The 17,526-nt window shown below is 66.9% G+C and carries 14 protein-coding genes; 6 read left to right on the top strand and 8 right to left on the bottom strand.

Annotated features, from left to right (window positions below):
- Window positions 1-40: 40 nt before the first annotated feature.
- The 3 genes from D5S08_RS01245 to D5S08_RS01235 all read right to left on the bottom strand — a co-directional run bounded on the left by D5S08_RS01245 (window position 41) and on the right by D5S08_RS01235 (window position 7,638).
- Entirely contained in the window at window positions 41-2,020 is a 1,980-nt protein-coding gene (locus D5S08_RS01245; RefSeq protein ID WP_121114730.1) for a YadA-like family protein, read from the bottom strand.
- Between the two features lie 435 nt (window positions 2,021-2,455).
- The gene (locus tag D5S08_RS01240) at window positions 2,456-5,500 is read right to left on the bottom strand and encodes a helicase-related protein (protein WP_121115410.1); all 3,045 of its coding nucleotides are present in this window, start codon (window positions 5,498-5,500) and stop codon (window positions 2,456-2,458) included.
- 1,028 nt (window positions 5,501-6,528) lie between these two features.
- Complete coding sequence (locus tag D5S08_RS01235) at window positions 6,529-7,638, bottom strand: S-(hydroxymethyl)glutathione dehydrogenase/class III alcohol dehydrogenase (protein WP_121114728.1); 1,110 nt, start codon at window positions 7,636-7,638, stop codon at window positions 6,529-6,531.
- 95 nt (window positions 7,639-7,733) lie between these two features.
- On the opposite strand from D5S08_RS01235, the gene D5S08_RS01230 reads away from it, so the two are divergent.
- Together D5S08_RS01230 and D5S08_RS01225 are read left to right on the top strand one after the other, a co-directional pair.
- Window positions 7,734-8,060, top strand: a complete 327-nt coding sequence (locus D5S08_RS01230) for a LysR family transcriptional regulator (RefSeq protein ID WP_121114726.1) — start codon at window positions 7,734-7,736, stop codon at window positions 8,058-8,060.
- The gene (locus D5S08_RS01225) at window positions 8,057-9,037 is read left to right on the top strand and encodes an NAD(P)-dependent alcohol dehydrogenase (RefSeq protein WP_241557154.1); all 981 of its coding nucleotides are present in this window, start codon (window positions 8,057-8,059) and stop codon (window positions 9,035-9,037) included. The genes D5S08_RS01230 and D5S08_RS01225 overlap by 4 nt, the downstream gene beginning before the upstream one ends.
- 111 nt (window positions 9,038-9,148) lie before the next feature.
- Here D5S08_RS01225 and D5S08_RS01220 read toward each other — a convergent pair whose 3' ends face one another.
- The 5 genes from D5S08_RS01220 to D5S08_RS01200 all read right to left on the bottom strand — a co-directional run bounded on the left by D5S08_RS01220 (window position 9,149) and on the right by D5S08_RS01200 (window position 12,939).
- Entirely contained in the window at window positions 9,149-10,081 is a 933-nt protein-coding gene (locus D5S08_RS01220; protein WP_121114722.1) for a LysR family transcriptional regulator, read from the bottom strand.
- Window positions 10,051-10,470 carry a DoxX family protein gene (locus tag D5S08_RS01215; RefSeq protein WP_121114720.1) on the bottom strand — a complete coding sequence of 140 codons (420 nt, stop codon included), beginning with the start codon at window positions 10,468-10,470 and terminating at the stop codon, window positions 10,051-10,053. The genes D5S08_RS01220 and D5S08_RS01215 overlap by 31 nt, the downstream gene beginning before the upstream one ends.
- Window positions 10,471-10,474: 4 nt before the next feature.
- Window positions 10,475-11,092 (bottom strand): alpha/beta hydrolase, encoded by a 618-nt coding sequence (locus tag D5S08_RS01210; RefSeq protein ID WP_121114718.1) that lies wholly within the window; start codon window positions 11,090-11,092, stop codon window positions 10,475-10,477.
- Complete coding sequence (locus D5S08_RS01205) at window positions 11,089-11,877, bottom strand: DODA-type extradiol aromatic ring-opening family dioxygenase (RefSeq protein WP_175578853.1); 789 nt, start codon at window positions 11,875-11,877, stop codon at window positions 11,089-11,091. Before D5S08_RS01205 ends, D5S08_RS01210 begins: the two co-directional genes overlap by 4 nt.
- Window positions 11,878-11,991: 114 nt before the next feature.
- Window positions 11,992-12,939: a LysR family transcriptional regulator gene (locus tag D5S08_RS01200; RefSeq protein WP_206610267.1), complete on the bottom strand. Its 948-nt coding sequence runs from the start codon at window positions 12,937-12,939 to the stop codon at window positions 11,992-11,994.
- A 64-nt stretch (window positions 12,940-13,003) separates the two neighbouring features.
- On the opposite strand from D5S08_RS01200, the gene D5S08_RS01195 reads away from it, so the two are divergent.
- The 4 genes from D5S08_RS01195 to D5S08_RS01180 are packed head-to-tail and all read left to right on the top strand — an operon-like array spanning window position 13,004 to window position 17,525.
- Complete coding sequence (locus D5S08_RS01195; protein ID WP_121114714.1) at window positions 13,004-13,357, top strand: putative quinol monooxygenase; 354 nt, start codon at window positions 13,004-13,006, stop codon at window positions 13,355-13,357.
- 46 nt (window positions 13,358-13,403) lie between these two features.
- Window positions 13,404-14,822, top strand: coding sequence for a glycoside hydrolase family 1 protein (locus D5S08_RS01190; protein ID WP_121114713.1), 1,419 nt, complete (start codon window positions 13,404-13,406; stop codon window positions 14,820-14,822).
- A 50-nt stretch (window positions 14,823-14,872) separates the two neighbouring features.
- Window positions 14,873-16,525 carry a tannase/feruloyl esterase family alpha/beta hydrolase gene (locus D5S08_RS01185; RefSeq protein ID WP_206610266.1) on the top strand — a complete coding sequence of 551 codons (1,653 nt, stop codon included), beginning with the start codon at window positions 14,873-14,875 and terminating at the stop codon, window positions 16,523-16,525.
- A gap of 13 nt (window positions 16,526-16,538) precedes the next feature.
- Window positions 16,539-17,525: a zinc-binding alcohol dehydrogenase family protein gene (locus D5S08_RS01180; RefSeq protein ID WP_338322927.1), complete on the top strand. Its 987-nt coding sequence runs from the start codon at window positions 16,539-16,541 to the stop codon at window positions 17,523-17,525.
- Window position 17,526 lies beyond the last annotated feature (1 nt).

Raw genomic sequence — 17,526 nt, 5'->3', positions numbered from 1 at the left:
ACCGGGCGGCGGCCATGCGCCGCCCGGTCCCCTGCCGGCGTCAGAAGCTGAAGCCGGCCCCGGCGGAGAAGCCGCCCTTGCCGTGGGTGTCCATCGTGGCACCCGCCTTCGCCACGCCGCGCCCCTCGTTGAAGGTCGTGGAAGCGCCGATCGCGAACGCCGTCTGCCCGCGATAATGGCCGATGCCACCACCCAGCATGGAGCGGCCCGCCTCGATGGTCTGCGGTATGCCGGCGACCGCCATCGCGCTTGCCGTGCCGGAGAACGCATCACGCCGCACCCGGCGCATGTTGTTGTCCAGCTCGCCCAGGTCGAAGGCGACCTGATCGATGCGGGTGGTCAGCTGGTCCACCCGGGTGCCCACCTGATCGAAGCGCGTGTCGGTATAGGTGTTGGCGCTTGCCAGCGTGCTGTTGAGGCCGGCCTGCAATTGCCCCAGATTGGTCGCATCGGTCGCCGCCGTGCCGTTGGCGACATTGTGCAGGGCGACCGGTTGCGCCGCATCGGCGCCCACCAGCGTCACATCGTTGGTGATGGTGCCACCATTGCTGACGGTCGGCGCACCCGGGTTCGAGTACTGCACCGCCACAACCGTGCTGCCGGCCAGGTTGTTGGTGATGGTGGTGATGTCGGACGTGTTCTGCGCCACCTGGTCGTTGGTCGCCGCCAGCTGCGCCCCATTCACCGCGTCGGTCGATCCGGCGGCGAGGGTGCCGGCCGAGACATTGGTCACCCGCACGGTTCCGCCGCCTGCCCCCGCAAAGGCTGCGGTGTTGGTCGGTACGGTGCTGGCGGTGGTGCCATCCGCATCGGCGACATAGCCGACTGGGATATTGTCCACCGCCGCCTGCAGGTTGGTGATGGTCGTTTCGGCGACGGACACCCGCGTGTTGGTCGCGAACAGCTGCGATCCGTTGACGGCATCGTCCGATGTCTCGCTGAGCGCACCATCGGCCACATTGGTAATGGTGGTGCCGTCGGCACCGCCACCTAGCGAGATCGTGCCGAGCGAGGCATCGTCATAGGTGACGGCCAGATTGGAACCGCCGCCGGGTTGCAGCGCCAGGATTGCCTGGTTGGTGGCGAACAGCTGCGATCCGTTGATTGCCTCCGTCGAAGAGCCGCTGACGGTGCCGCCCGCGACATTGCTGATAGTGGTTCCGCCGGCACCGGCCAGCGTGACGCCGGCCTGCGTGGCGTCGTCATACTGCACGGCCCGATCGCCCAGCGTGCCGATCTGGGCGGCAACCGCCTGCACCTGGCCCACAGTGGCGGCATCGGTCGCCTCCGTCCCCGGCGCCAGGTTGGTCAGCTGCCGCAAGGCACCGGGCGCCCCGACCGAGACGGAGCCGACCGAGTCATACGTCCCGTCAAGCAGCGGCGCGGTGTAGCCTGCCAACGCACCGCGATCGGCGACCGATCCGGCACCGATGGCCACGCTGTTGGCTGCGGTCACCGTCGCATCCGTGCCGATGGCGACCGCGCCTTCCAAGCCTGCACCGGTCGTCGCACCATTGCCGAAGGCGATGGCGCTGATGTCCCCGGCGGTCGCGGCCTGGCCATTCGCGCCCAGCCCGGTGATCTGGTTGCCACCGATGGAGATGCCGGCCGGCGTGTCCAGCGTGATTCCGTCAGCGGTGAGATTGCATGCCGCCGTGGGGGAGACGAGATTGCCGTCCGTATCCAGCACCTGCAGCGTGATCGGATCGCCGGAGGCGATCGCATCCAGTGTGTTGCCGAGATTGGTGTCGAAATCCGTGATGCTGATCAGCCCGGGGACCAGCACGTTGAGGCCAAGGAGATCGCCGACGAGATCGTCGATCCCGCTGGCAACCGGCACCACGGCTTCATCCAGGATATCCGTGACGAGTGATGGTGGCAGCTGTACGCCGCTGCACGCGCTCACCACGGGTTGCAGGGCCTGCCCCTGGGCAGGTGCGGCCAGGGTGATGGCGAGCAAGCCGGTGACGCCCGCCGAACCGCACAGGGCACGACGGCGCGCTGATTGCGCAAATGACATGATCTCATTCTCCCAACTGTTCTTGTTTTTGCGCCGGGTTCTCGGACGAGAAAACCGGGCGACCGTCTTCGGCGGATGAACGGATATCGCCGTTCCCGCTCTTTGTTGGCCCGTCCCGTAAGGGGATGAAGCGAGTGCCGCCGCCCCTGGCGGTCGCCTCCTCTTCGGCGACACATCAAGTCGGTAGCTGGTGAAACGATCAACTTTAGGACCGTTCACGCGGTTCCGTGGGCCGTGCAAATAACGTGGTAAATCAGCAGCTTGTGTCTGATGCCAGACAAAGTAGATCGCACTGTAATCGATTTCAGATGCTACATCGGCGTGCAACTGCCGGGCGGAATGCAGGTGCCGATGAAGCAGAGTTGCCCGGCCGTGCGGAGGCTGGGGCTCTTGGCCCGTACGGGAATCGGCAGTCGAGCAGTCAGGCTTGCGGCATCACAAAGGACCGGCCGCCAGTTCGATCAGGATCGCCTCCGCACGGGCAAGCCGTTCCAGCGGCTGCGCGATCGCTTCGCGCAGCAGCAGGCGGCCCTTGGAAAGCTCCAACCCGCAGACATCGGGATTGCCCGCGAACAGGCCACGCGGGGTGAAGGCGATGGCGGCGGGGCCGGCATCGATCCGGTCGATCCGCGCCTCCCGTGCGAGCATGCGCACGCGTGCAAGCGCGAGAAGATGCACGGCATCCTCCGGCGGCTCTCCGAACCGGTCGACCAGCTCCTCCTCGAACCGGTCCAGTCCGGCAAGATCGCTGATGCGGGTGAGACGGACATAGAGGCTCACCCGCAGGTCCTCCTCCGGGATCCATGCGGGGTCGATGCGCCCGCCCACTTCAAAGTTGAGCGAAGGCGTCCAGGCGTCGACCGGCTCCCCGCGCGCCTCGCGCAGCGCACCTTCGAGCATGTGCTGGTAGAGTTCCACGCCGATCAGCTTCACGTGCCCGGTCTGCTCGTCGCTCAGCAGGTCGCCGGCACCGCGAAGGTCCAGGTCGCGTGCGCTGATCGCAAACCCCGCTCCCAGTCGGTCCAGCGCCTGCAAGGTGTTCAGTCGGGCGAGGGTGTGCCCGGCGATCTCGGCACCGGGTTCGGTCAGCAGATAGATCTGCCCGCGCCGCGCCCCTCGGCCCACGCGCCCGCGCAGCTGGTGCAGCTGGGAGAGCCCGAAGCGATCCGCGCGCCAGACGACCATGGTGTTGGCCCGCGGCACATCGAGCCCGGACTCGATGATGTTCGTGGCCAGCAGGACATCGCCATCCCCGGCCGCAAACGCCACCATGGCCTCGTCGATCTCGGCAGCGGGCATCTTGCCATGGGCCTGCAGCAGCTGGAGCTCTGGAACCAGCTTGCCCAGCTGTTCGGCCATGGCTGCGATATCATCGACCTGCGGCACCACGACGAAGCTTTGCCCTCCGCGATTGCGCTCCCTCAGTAGCGCCGTGCGGACGGTCTGCGGATCGAACGTGCCGACGGCGGTCCGGATCGGCTGCCGGCGCGCAGGCGGGGTCGCGATCACGGACAATTGCTGCAGGCCGATCAGGGCGGTCTGCAGCGTTCGCGGGATCGGTGTGGCGCTCAATGTCAGCACATGGCCTGCACCAAGCGCGCGCAGCTTGGCCTTGTCGGCCGCGCCGAACTTCTGCTCCTCGTCGATGATGACCAGCGCAAGGTCGTGATACTCGACCGCCTTGCCCGCGACGGCCTGGGTGCCGATGGCGACGCGGATCGATCCGTCCTTCAGGCCGGCGAGCGTTTCCTTCTTCTCCGCCGCGGATGTGAAGCGGGACAGGCCGGCCACCTTGATCCCTATCCCCTCCATCCGCGCGCGGAATGTTTCCAGATGCTGCCGGGCCAGCACAGTCGTCGGCGCGGCAATCGCCACCTGCCGGCCGGACAACGCGGTGATGGCGGCGGCACGCAACGCGACCTCCGTCTTGCCATAGCCGACATCGCCGACCACCAGCCGGTTCATCGGCTTGCCGGAAGCCAGATCGTCACGCACCGCATCAATCGCGCGGCCCTGGTCCGCTGTTTCCGTGAACGGGAAGCCGGCGACGAAGCGCTCGTAAGCCGCCGCATCCGGCGTCAGTTCCGGCGCGGAGCTGGCCAGCCGTTCCTCCGCCAGCGCAATCAGCTGCCGGGCGGTCTGCGCGACCGCCTCATCCACGGAGCCTCGCCGCTTCTCCCAGCTCGAACCGTCCAGCTTGTCGAGCGTGACGGCATCTTCGTCCGCACCATAGCGCCAGATGCGGCCCGCCTCGGCAACAGGCACCATCCGCCGCGCGTCGCCCGCGAAGCGCAGCACGATGGCGTCGCCACCCTCTTCGGCCAGCGGCTCCAGCCCGGCGACGACGCAGACGCCATGGTCTTCATGCACCACCACATCGCCGGTATGCAGCTCGCCCAGCGCAAAGACCTGTGCGGCGTCGCCAGAGGGCGCATCGATGTCGCGCTGCGCCCGGCTGCCGAGAAGATCGGCTGCCGTTACCGCCACCAGGCGGTCATGCCGGAACCCGCGCCGCAGCGGCATTTCCATCATCAGCAGCGATCCGGACGGGGCGTCCACCGCGTCCTGCCAGCTGCGTACAGCAACGGGATCGGATCCGAGCGCCTTGGAGACGCGGCGGCACAGGAACCGCAGGTCGCGCCGCGTGCCGAGAAGAAGCACCCGTTCTCCCGCCTCGAGCGCTTGTGAAGCAAAGGTCTTGAAGGCGCGGAGCGGCCACTTCCGCTCCACGAAACGAGGCGGCGGATCGCCATGATCGCTTGCAGGGTCGAGCAGTTCGCGGCCCGCCAGCGCCTCGGTCCAGCGCTTGTCATCGCAGATATCCTGCAGCGCGCGTGCAGGGCGCCGCCGGGCTGCATCCTCGGCAAGGGCGAGGAGGCGGCTCCTTCGCTCATCCGCACCTGCCTGCATCGCGATCTTCGCGGCCGGCAGGTGGTCCAGGAGAGTGGCCGTTCCGCGCGCATCCGGCTCTGTCGCCCGGCCCACCTCCAGCGTCCGGCATTCGCCGTGAGTCAGTTGCGTCACCGCATCATAGGCCCGGATCGAGACCACCCGCCCGTCCTGCACTTCTATCCGGTACGGTTCCCCGGCGTCGGCCGGGTACAGGTCGATCACCTGGCCGCGAACTGCCAGTTCCCCCGGCCCGTCCACCCGGTCGTCCCGGATGTAACCCAGGCCGGACAGTGTGGCCGCGAGCTCCTCCACGTCGATCTCCTGCCCTTCGGTGAGGATCGGCGGGACAGCATCGAATTCGCGGGGCGGAGGATACAGCCGCGTGACGGCTTCTCCGGTGGTGACCAGTGCAACTGCCGGTTGCCTGGCAGCTGTCAGCGTGGCCCGCAGCTTGCGCAGTGCGGTTGCCCGCTGGCCGACATTGGCAGGAGAGGGCGGGGCGCTGTCACCCGGCAGCGCATCGCTGCCGGGGCAGAACACCACCAGCGCATCCGGCGCACCAGCCTCCAGCGCCCGCGCCAGCTCCATGGCCGAGGGGTCATCTTTCGCGATGAAGAGGAGGTCGCCGTCCTGCAACGATGTGAGAAGTCCGGCAACGGTGTCGCTGACCCCTTCGCTACCCGCGCGGCCTGCTTGCCCGCGGGCTTCCGATGATCTCGCCGCCAAACTGCTATCCTTCAGAGATGGATAGCTTGAACCCGGCAGAAACAAGGGCGTTCCGCCATTCGGCTTCAGCGGACCGGCAGCATGCCGCGCTCCGGCCGGGGTGTGGGGGAAGGGATCTTAGGTGTGACCAGCTGGAAGCCACGTGGCGGAAAGAGTGGAGTTAAAACTATAGACTGCATTCTGCTCAACCACGCCGAATTGGATGTCTCAATTCATCGGAGTACCACCAGCCATACCCCCAAGTCAGTCGACCGGGGCTTTATTTGATGCTCTCCTTCCTTCCGTGCCGGCCCTACGTCGATACGTGTCACTTACTGAACCGGCCCATAGCATCATTCGCAGCATTGCGGGTTTAAGTAAAAGATTGCCCCTACATCAGCACGTACACAGATGCGTCGTTCGTTGGGTCTCACGTGTCACGCTTTGGCGGCGGTCTAAACCGCAGGAAGGCGGCAGCCAGTCCGCTTTCGGGCGCTTGGCCGGCGGAAGCGGACTTTCGTTCAGCCGGCACGGCGGAGGCTTCGAAGCGACGCGGTGGAAAGCGGAACGGCCGCTCTCGAGCGGTGCCCGGCGCTAAGGGGACCTTTGTTCCTATGGCTGGGCAAGAGCTCCAAGACGTTCAGCGTGCTCGTTGGCGGCAGGGTAGCGCATATAGGCTTCGTGGGTGCCTGCAAGGCAACCACGCAGATCGGGCGCGCCCTCATCCGTTCTCCGGTGGAAAGGCCTGCTGTGTGAAAGGCGCCCGACCTTTCGTCGTCGTTGCAGCGAAGCCGACGGTCATGCCGCTACTGCCACGGCCTTCGCCACCATCCAGGCGAGGATGAGGGCGCGCTTGCCGCGACCTCTTCACCTGCAGTAAGTGACTTGAGTATCGTTCTATAAGTTCGACATCAGAACACCACAACCGATCGGATGCTCTCGCCGGCGTGCATCAGGTCGAATCCCTTGTTGATCTCCTCCAGAGACAGCACGTGGGTGATCATGGGGTCGATCTCGATCTTGCCGTTCATGTACCAGTCGACGATCTTGGGCACATCGGTGCGGCCCTTGGCGCCGCCGAAGGCGCTGCCCTGCCACACCCGACCCGTGACGAGCTGGAACGGGCGGGTGGAGATTTCCTTTCCTGCCTCGGCCACGCCAATGACCGTGGAAACGCCCCAGCCGCGGTGACATGCCTCCAGCGCCTGGCGCATCACCGTGGTGTTACCCGTGCAGTCAAAGGTGTGATCGGCGCCGCCATCGGTCAGCGCAACCAGATGCGCCACGATGTCGCCCGCGATCTTCGACGGATTGACGAAATGGGTCATGCCGAAGCGGCGACCCCACTCCTCCTTGGAATCGTTCAGGTCGACGCCGACGATCATGTTCGCACCCGCCATGCGCGCGCCTTGCAGCACGTTGAGGCCGATCCCGCCCAGCCCGAACACGATGACCGCGTCGCCCACCTGCACCTTGGCCGTATTGATCACCGCGCCCACGCCGGTCGTGACACCGCAGCCGATATAGCAGCTCGTCTGGAACGGCGCGTCCTGGCGGATCTTGGCCACCGCAATTTCGGGAAGGACGGTGAAGTTCGAGAAGGTGGAGCAGCCCATGTAGTGGAAGATCGGTTGCCCCTTGTAGCTGAAGCGCGTGGTGCCGTCCGGCATCAGGCCCTGACCTTGCGTGGCGCGGATCGCGGTGCACAGGTTGGTCTTGCCCGAAAGGCAGCTTTTGCACTGGCGGCATTCGGGGGTATAAAGCGGGATCACGTGGTCACCGGGCTTCACCGAGATGACGCCGGGTCCCACTTCGCGCACGATGCCAGCGCCCTCATGGCCGAGCACCACGGGGAAGATGCCCTCGCTGTCCAGGCCATCGAGGGTGTAGGCGTCGGTATGGCAAAGTCCGGTTGCCATGATCTCCACCAGAACCTCGCCAGCGCGCGGCCCTTCCAGATCCAGTTCGACGATTTCCAAAGGCTTCCTGGCTTCGAACGCCACTGCTGCGCGGGTCTTCATGTCGACACTCCTTGTTCGAAATGTTTGCTACCATTGTGACTCAGAGGTGATAATCTGCCCATTTCTCAAAACACTTCGCCATATGCGGGATAATCATGTCGAGTTGGGATGGCATTGACGAGTTCATTGCGGTGGCTGCGGCCAGTTCCTTCAGCAAGGCGGCCAAGGCAATCGGCATGTCACCGACCCATGTCAGCCGGGCGATAAGCCAGCTCGAACAGCGGCTCCAGGTCCTGCTGTTCCATCGCACTACCCGACGGGTCAGCCTTACCGATGCAGGGCGCGTCTTCTTCGAACATTGCCAGCGTATCGCGCTTGAGCGCGATGAGGCGATTGCCCTCGTGGCGGAACAGGGCGAGCCGCAGGGGGAGTTGCGCGTGAGTTGCTCGACCACGATGTGTGCCACACCGACATGGTCGTGAGGGACCAGGACTATTCGGCACCCCTGCCGATGGTCCTGGGGCATGAAGGATCGGGCGTCGTCGAGGCAATCGGCACGGACGTCACCACAGTGGCACCGGGCGATCATGTCGTCATGACCTACATGTCCTGCGGACTGTGCGACACTTGCGAGGACGGCCATCCGGCCCATTGCGAAAACATGGGACCGCTTAACTTCGGCGGCGGGCGGCTGGACGGATCCGCGGCCACGACCGATGCGCAGGGCGCAACCGTGCACGACCACTTCTTCGGCCAGTCGTCCTTTGCCGAATATGCGCTGGCCAGTGAACGCAACGTGGTTCGCCTGCCCAAGGACGTGCCGCTGGAGCTGATGGGTCCGCTGGGCTGCGGTATCCAGACCGGCGCCGGATCGGTCCTCAACGCGCTGAAGGTGCGTGCCGGGTCCAGCTTCGCCGCCTTCGGTGCCGGTGCTGTCGGATTGAGCGCGATCATGGCGGCGAAGGTCGCCGGCGCGACCACGATCATCGCGGCGGACGTCAACCCTGCGCGGCTGGAACTGGCACGGACGCTGGGTGCGACGCATGTCGTGAACAGCCGCGAGAGCGATCCCGTGGCGGAGGTACGCCGGATCACCGGCAAGGGTGCCGACTTTTCGCTGGAGTGCAGCGGCCGGGCAGAGGTGCTGCGCCAGGCGATCGATTGCCTCGGCATCTTCGGCACCTGCGGCATCGTGGGCGCGACCAAGGAAGGCACGGAAGCCGCGTTCAACGTGAACGACGTGATGATCCCCGGGCGCCGCATCATGGGCATCGTGCAGGGTGACGTGGTCGCCAAGACCTTCATCCCGGTGCTGGTCGACCTGTACAAGCAGGGCCGCTTCCCCTTCGACAAGCTGGTCCGCTTCTACGACTTCGCCGACATCAACCAGGCGGTGGAGGACAGTGAGCGCGGCGTGACGATCAAGCCGATCCTGCGCATCGCACCCGCGCAGGGCTGACCACGTCCACTCCCGGCGCCGCCGCCATTCGTTCCACCGGAACGCAGAGGCGAGCGGCGACTGGCTGTGCGCGATAGCGCAAGCGCGGTTCGCCGACCGCCGGTGCAGCCCTCATGCGGGCGCGGCGGCGCCGCGCAGCAGCGCGCGGCTGTGCTCCAGCCCGGCAATCAGTGCTTGCTGCACGGCGACGATGCGCGGTGCGCTGCGCGTGTCGCGGTGCACGCCCATCCAGATTTCCCGCACGATTGATGGTTCGGCATTCAGCCGGACAAGGCCCGACTGCCCTTCCGCCAGATAACATGGCAGGTGCCCGAGACCGAGACCGGCCATCACGCCGCGCAGCTGCACCTCCCGGCTGTTGGCGAGCAGCGCCGGATCGGCCTGGCGCGTGCGTTCGGCCAGCCATTGTCCGTCCGGCGTGGCCAGCAGATCGTCCTGCACGCGCACCACCCGTTGCCCGGGCGCGCCTGCCGCCCAGTCCGGCGGGCCGTGCCGGGCGAGGTATCCGGCAGAGGCGTAGGGAGCGAAGGCCATCTCGCCGACCTTGCGGACCACCGTCTCGTGCGCTTCGAACCGGCCAAGCCGCACGGCGATGTCAGCCTCCCGCCGGGCCAGGCTGAGCGATCGGTTGTCGGTGATCAGTTCGATCACGATGCCGGGATGGTCGGCCTGCAGCGCGGCGAATGCGGGTGTCAGCACATGCCCCGCCAGCGCCTCCACCGATGTCACCCGCACCAGCCCTTCCAGCCGGCAATCGTCGCCCGCGATCGTGCGTTCGAGTGCGAGCGCGGACTCCTCCATCCGCTCCACATCGGCCAGGATCGCGGCGCCGGTCGGCGTCAGGCGAAAACCGATGGGCGTGCGTTCCAGCAAGGTCGCGCCAGCCCGGTCCTGAAGATGACCGAGCCGGCGCCCCATCGTGGTCTGGCTGACCTTCAGCGATCGCGCGGCAGCCGACAGTGTGCGGTGCCGCGCGATGGCGAGAAAGGTCTTGAGGTCGTCCCAGTCGAGCATCAGGCGCTGCGCTGCGCGTCCAGGCTCCACGGGCCGGCGCCGGCGGCCGCGAGGTACAGGAAGGTGAAGCAGTAGATGATCGCCAGCTCGCCCCCGTTCAGCACCGGGAAGAAACCCTGCGGTGCGTGCACCATGAAATAGGCGACGGCCATCTGCCCCGACAGCACAAAGGCGACCGGGCGGGTGAACAGGCCCACCAGCAGGGCAAGTCCACCGACGAGTTCGAGCACGGCTGCAAGGCCGAACAGGCTCATCAACGGCACGACGCCAGGTTCCGCGCCAGCGGGGAAGCCGAACAGCTTGACCAGCCCGTGGGCGAGGAACAGCACGGCGACGACGATGCGCAGGACTGACAGCAGGCGCGGTGCCCAGGCGGCGGCGGAGGCAGGTACGGAAGAGGGAGCGGGGATGCTAGCCATGGAATTATCCTTCGATTGATGCGGGTGTGAGGGGCGACTGGGCGGAGGTGGCCAGCCAGTCGGTGATGGCGGAGAGAGTGGGCCGGCCGATCGTATGGCCGACGCCCGTTGTGCTCTTCGCGGTGACGATGTGCCCGGCCGCACCAAGCTGCGCGGCGGCGTCGTCCGACAGGATCGGCGGCATCACCCGGTCGGTGCTGTCGTGCACGAGGAGAACGGGGGCCGCGGGGCCTCGAGGCGGAAGGACGGGGGAGGCCAGCCGGCCTGCCACGGCGATGGCGCGGCCGCGGTGCAGGCCTTGTGCGACCATCGCCAGCGTCATGATGGCGCCCTGGCTGAAGCCGAGCAGTACCAGTTCGTCCAGCGCCAGCCCGCGTTCGCCGGCCAGGCCCTGCAGCCTGTCCGCGACCCGCGGCAACGCCTCTGCCACACGCCGCGGCCGGTCGGCTTCGGTCACGCCGGCGATGGAGAACCACTGCCGGCCCCGGTCTGCCCGGTCGAACGGCTCGCACCCGTCCAGCGCGATGACGTCCGCCACCCGTTCCAGCGGGGCCAGCACCGCCGCCATGTCGGCGGCGGAGGAGCCGACGCCGTGCAGCGCCACGATCACCGGCCGGCTCATGCCGCTGCTCCGAATGCGAACGCATCCATCCGCAGCACGCCGTGCGTGGTGCTCTGGTGCAGGTGTTTTGCCTGCCCCGTTCCGCCCGCGCCCAACGCGACGAACAGCGGCAGCAGATGCTCCTCCGTGGGATGGTTGCGCGCGGCGTGCGGCGCCAGCCGGCGGTAATCGACGAGGTCGTCGGTGCGGCCCTGTTCGATCGCGTCGCTCATCCACCGGGCGAACTCGTCGACCCAGTCGGGGGCGGGTGCGTTCAGGGCGTCACGATACTGACGGAAGCTGGAGAGGTCGTGCGTGAAGCTGCCCGAGCCTACAATGAGGACGCCCTGTTCGCGCAGCGGAGCCAGCGCCTCGCCGAGGCGCAGGTGATGCTCGGGCCCCATGTCCGGCTGGACCGAGAGCTGGATGACGGGGATGTCCGCGTCCGGATAGATCAGCCGCAGCGGAACCCACGCGCCATGATCGAGGCCGCGATCAGCGACCCTTTCCACCGGGAGGCCCGCCTCCTGCACGCGGGCGGCCACTTCATCGGCCAGCCATGTCGAACCGGGCGCCGGATAGCGGATGGCGTAGAGCTCCGCCGGGAAGCCGTAGAAGTCGTGGATGGTGGGATTGACCGTGTCCACCGTGACTGATGGCGCGGCAGTTTCCCAATGGGCGGACACGACCAGGATCGCGCGGGGGCGGTCCAGCCGGTCGGCAAGCTGTTCGAGAAAGCTGCGGGCCGGTGCGTCGGTCAGCGGGAATGTGGGTGCGCCGTGGGAGACGAAGAAAGCGGGAAGCATGATCACCTCGTGGTTTGAGCCCGCAATATGCTCTCTCCATTATCGGCTAACCAGATGCGATTTGCGTGCGATGGTTATGCGTTTATGCACACCGGCTAGCCCACTCGGCGGGTGTCAGCTGAGGGTGCCGGCGGCCGCTTCTGCCACCAGCCGGTCCACGACATGGCGCACGCGGTGGCTCAGTTGCGAGCGGGTCGGCCACACCGCATGCACCTCGACCGGCACAGTTGAACAATCGGCCAGCACCGGTACCAGCCGGCCTTGCGCCAGGTGATTGCGCACCATGGAAAGCGGCACCTGGCACAGGCCGAGACCGGCGGCGGCAGCCTCGACCAGAGCCTCGCCATCGCTGACCTGATGGGTTGTGGGCGGGAGGATACGGCGGACATCCCCCTGCTGACGGACGAACCAGGCGAGCGGCGGCCCTTTGGGGGAGCCGACCACGCAGGAATGATGACGCAGCGCCTCGACCGTCTCGGGCCGTCCGTGGCGCTCCAGATAGGCGGGCGATGCGCAGATTACCCGATCCTGGTCGACCAGATGGCGCGCGATCAGGTGATTGGTATCCTTCAACGCGCCGAAGCGGATCGCCAGATCGACATCGTCCTGCAGCAGGTCGCTCGTCGCATCGGTGAATGTCAGCGACAGGCTGAGCAGGGGATGCTGCCGGACGATATCGGTCAGGATAGGCAACAGCACCTGCCGCCCGAATGCCACCGGCATGTCGATCCGCAGCCGTCCTTGCAGCACCCGACCGGCAGAGGACAGCGCTGCCTGCGCCGCGGCGACCTCCTCTATGGCGCTGGCGCAGGCGGCGAGATAGGCTTCGCCATCCGCGGTCAGCCGGGTCAGGCGGGTGGTCCGGTGGAACAGCTTGGTACCCAGCCGCGCCTCCAGCCGCGCGACAGCCTTGCCCACGGCGGATTTCGTGATGCCCAGCCGTTCGGCCGCGACCGTGAAGCTGCCGGCATGGGCCGCGGCGACGAACACCGAAACACCGGCGAGTGGATCCTGCTCGGGCATGGTATCCTTCTGCTCTACCCAGAAGTGCCTGTCACCCACTTTAACGCCTGCACGGCGACCGTAAATGGCAAGGCGACTACCACCACTTCAAGCGAGGTTCCCCATGAAGGACGAAGTCTACTCCATCTATCACCTGTCGATCGACCCGGCGAACTTCGACGCCTTCAAGACGCTGGTCGAAACCATCGTCGAGGCGACCTCCAAGGAAGCCGACACCACCACTTACGAATATGTCGTCAATGCCGAACGCACCGTGGTGCACATCGTCGAGCGTTATCGCACGCGCGGCGTGCTGCCCCATGTGGAAGAGACCTTCACCCCCTTCGCCGAACGCTTCCTGGAGCTGGTGAAGATCGACAAGCTGTATGTCTACGGCGACACCACCCCCGAGATCCGCGCCAAGCTGGACGGCTTCGGTGCCGAGTACCTGACGCCGTTCGCCGGCTTCACCCGCTGATCCGATGACCTGCCGGTCCCTTGCCATCGCCTGTGCCGCCTCGGCAATGTTCGGCACCGCTTCCGCGGAGCCTGCGGAGGAGCCTTTCCGCTGGGGTGCGGCTTCGGCTGCCTACCAGGTGGAGGGGGGCGCCAGTGCCGAAGGCAAGGGCCGGTCGATCTGGGATCATTATCTCGATGATCTCAGCCTTGCCGGCCCCGGCATGTCGGGCGCGGTCGCGATCAACTTCTACGATCGGGCGCAATATCTGCAGGACATTGCGCTCATGAAGGAGATGGGGCTGACCAGCTACCGCTTCTCCATTTCCTGGCCGCGCATCATCCCCGACGGACTGGGCCCGGCCAACCCGGCGGCGATCGCCCATTACAGGCGGTTCATCGCCGACCTTAAGGCTGCCGGCATCCGGCCGATGCTGACGCTTTACCACTGGGACATGCCGCTTTCGCTGGCCAAGGCCGGGGGCTGGGAAAATCGCGAGTCCGTCGCGTGGTTCCGTCACTATGCCGACGTGGTGTTCGACAATTTCCATGACGAGGTCGATCTCTACGTCCTGGTCAACGAGCCGCTGGTGGAGCGGGCGATGAAGCAGCTGGCCGAACAGCGGATGACCGGCGCGCCGGGCGAGTTCGCCATCGTGCCGCCCGCCAGTGACCTGGCCGGTTCGTTGCGGACGTTCAATCACCTGCTGCTCGCTTCCGCCGCGGCCAAGCAGAGCTTCGACGCCAAGGGGTACAAGGGAAGGGTCGGCCTGGCGGTACCGCTGTTCCCCACGCTGACCGGCCCTGACGCGACGCCCGCCGACCGGGAGGCCGCGACGCTGGCCGACGGCGTGATGAATCGCTGGTTCCTGGATGCCATGTACAAGGGCCGCTATCCGGCGGACGTGCTTGCCGCCGCAACCGCGATGGGCAGCGATCTGGGCATCCGGCCCGACGACGCCGCCACCATCGGCGCGGCCAGGTTCGATTATCTCGGCATCAATTTCTACGCGCCGCTGTTCATCCGCCGGCCTGCCGGCGCCGCGCCGGGCTATGCCGCGCAGATGTTCCTGCCCGAAGGGACCTATGCCGCCTATAATGGCGCGGTCCGGCCCGACCAGTTCAGGGCGCTGCTCGATCGCATCCGCGTCGATTACGGCAATCCCCCGGTCTTCATCACGGAGAACGGCGCCGGCTTTCCCGGCGAGGACGAACTGGTGGACGGAGCCGTGAACGACACCCAACGGTGCCGTTACCTGGTGGATCATATCGGTGCGATGAAAGCGGCGATGGATGATGGCTCCGACGTGCGCGGCTATCATGTGTGGTCCAGCCACGACAATCTGGAATGGCTGTTCGGCTATGGCAGCCGCTTCGGCATGATCCACGTCGATTTCGACACGCAGGCGCGCACGCCCAAGCTGAGCGCGCGCGTCTATTCGGACATCGTCAAAGGCAAGCCCGTCACCGCAGCGAGTTGTGGCTAGCATCCCAATGCGTGGCCGTTGAGGTAGAGAAGAAAGACAGAACCATGGGCATGTGCAAGGTTGCGGTGATCGGTGGCGCGCTGGGCGCGGCATTCCTCTCCCTCGGGGCGGCTCCTGCCGGGGCAGGTGTTCCAGGGACGGACGCAGCCACTTGCCAGGCGCTCGGCCGCCATGTGGTGGGCGGCGCGCAGATCGTGTCGGCACGCGCCGTGCTCGCCGGCGGCTTCGACGCGCCTCCATCCCCGATCGCGCCCGACCTCGCCGCGCGCGTTGCCACCATGCCCGCCTTCTGCCGGATAGAGGCGGTCGCCACCCCGACGCCGGACAGCCGCATCGGCATCGAGGTCTGGTTGCCGCTGCAGGGGTGGAATGGCCGTCTGCTGGGCACCGGCAATGGCGGCGGGGCGGGGCGCATCGCCTACGAGATGGGCATGGTGGAAGGGCTGAAGCGTGGCTTTGCGGTCGCCAACACCGACCTCGGCACCGCGCCCGACATCAACACCATCGCAGACCAGCCGGCACGTTGGGCCGACTTCGGCTACCGCGCCACGCATGAGATGACCCGCGTGGCCAAGGAGATGGTCAGCGTCTTCTACCAGGTTTCCTCCTTCCGCTCCTATTTCGAAGGCTGCTCAACGGGTGGCCAGCAGGCGCTCGGCTCGGCTCAGCGCTACCCGGCAGATTATGACGGCATCCTCGCCGGCGATCCCGGCCACAACCGCACCCATGTCGCCAGCTACTTCCTGTGGAACTACGCGGCGCTGAACGCTTCCCCTGCGGCCAAGCTGTCGCCGGCGCAGTGGTCGCTGGTCAGCCGGGCGGTGCTGGACGATTGCGCGGGCAAGGACGGGGGCGCACCGGGCGACCGGTTCCTGATCGATCCGCGCCAGTGCCGCTTCGATCCCGCAACCCTGCCGGTCTGCGAAGCGGGCGCTGACGACGATGATTGCCTGACCGAACCGCAGCTGGCCACGCTGCGCCGCCTCTATGCCGGCCCGGTGAACCCGCGCACCGGCGAACGCATCTATGCGGGGCTGACGCCGGGCAGCGAGGACCAGCCGCTCGGCCCCACGATGCAGGGCGATCCCGCCACCTGGCCGGCGCAGCAGTTCTATCCGTTCGATTGGGCGCTGGGATCGGACTTCACGCCCGCCGGCTTCGATTTCGACGGCGATCTCGACCGCGTCGATGCGCGCCTCGCCGGCACGCTCAACGCCAACGTCACCGATCTGTCCGAATTCGCGCGCCGCGGTGGCAAGCTGATCCTCTACACCGGCTTGGCCGACCCGGCGGTACCGTTCGGTGAGGTGGTCGATTACTACGACCGCGTTGCGGCCAGCGCCGGCGGTCTGGACGAGGCTGCCGCGTTTGCCCGCCTGTTTCTGGTGCCCGGCATGGGCCATTGCTTCGGCGGCCCCGGTGTCACCGATATCGGGCAGCCATTCACTTCCGATGTGCCGCCTGCCGCGGAGAGCGATGCACTGATGACGCTGGTCGGCTGGGCCGAGGGCGGCCAAGCCCCGGCGAGCCTGATCGCCCGCAAGCCGGCCGGCGACAGCCAGCCCGTGCAGGAGCGGCCCTTGTGCGCCTATCCCGCGCTGCCCGAATATCGCGGCGGAGATGTCGCCAGTCGGTCGAGCTTCACCTGCGTGGACCACGCCACCGGCAGCGGCCACCCCCCAGCTGTCCGGTACCTGAACTGATCGGATTGTGGTGATGTCTGAAACGATGCGAGCCGTAGTGCTTCATGGGCCGGGTGCGCCCGAGGCGTTGCGTATTGAAACCCGCGCAGTACCGCAGCCCAGCCCGGGCGAGGTCCTGATCAGGGTCGAGGCATTCGGACTGAACAGGTCCGAGATGTTCACCCGGCAAGGGCACTCGCCAAACGTCAGGTTCCCGCGCGTGCTGGGCATCGAGGCCGCCGGCACCGTGGCGGCGGCACCCGGTGGCGAGTTTGCCGAGGGCACCCAGGTGGCGACCGTGATGGGCGGGATGGGCCGGGCATTCGACGGCAGCTATGCCGAGTATGTCCGCGTTCCAGCCAGCCAGGTACGTGGCTTCCACAGCGACCTGCCATGGGCCATTCTCGGCGCGTTGCCGGAGATGCTGCAGACTGCCTGGGGTGCGCTGTTCCGCGCGCTTCGGCTGCAACCGGGCGAGCGGCTGCTGATCCGCGGCGGGACCAGTTCTGTCGGCCTGGCGGCGGCGGCGATCGCGAAAGCGCATGGGGCGCAGGTCGTCGCAACTTCGCGCCACCAAACCAGCGAGGCGCTGATCCTGCAGAACGGGGCGGATCGCTTCTTTCGCGACGAGGGACACATCGCACCTGCAGTCCGATCGGCCTGGCCCGGCGGTGCGGACAAGGTGCTGGAACTGGTCGGGACCACCACGCTGGCGGACTCGCTCGGAGCGACAGCGGAGGGCGGCATCGTCTGCATGGCGGGCATGGTGAGCGATCGCTGGTCCCTCGCCGATTTCGCGCCAATGGACGTGATTCCCACGGCCGTGTCGCTCACCACCTACACCGGTGGCGTGGAGGACTTCATGGCGCTGCCGCTGCAATCGCTGCTGGACCAGGTGGCGACAGATACGCTGCCGATCCGGCTTGGGCGAGTGTTCGCGCTGGACGAGATCGTCGATGCGCACCGGTTGATGGAAAGCAACCGGGCCGGTGGGAAGATCGTGGTGGTTACCCGTAGCTAGG

This window comes from Croceibacterium ferulae (genome assembly GCF_003660445.1).
Lineage (GTDB): Bacteria > Pseudomonadota > Alphaproteobacteria > Sphingomonadales > Sphingomonadaceae > Croceibacterium > Croceibacterium ferulae.
This window is presented reverse-complemented; position numbering and strand designations above follow the sequence as displayed.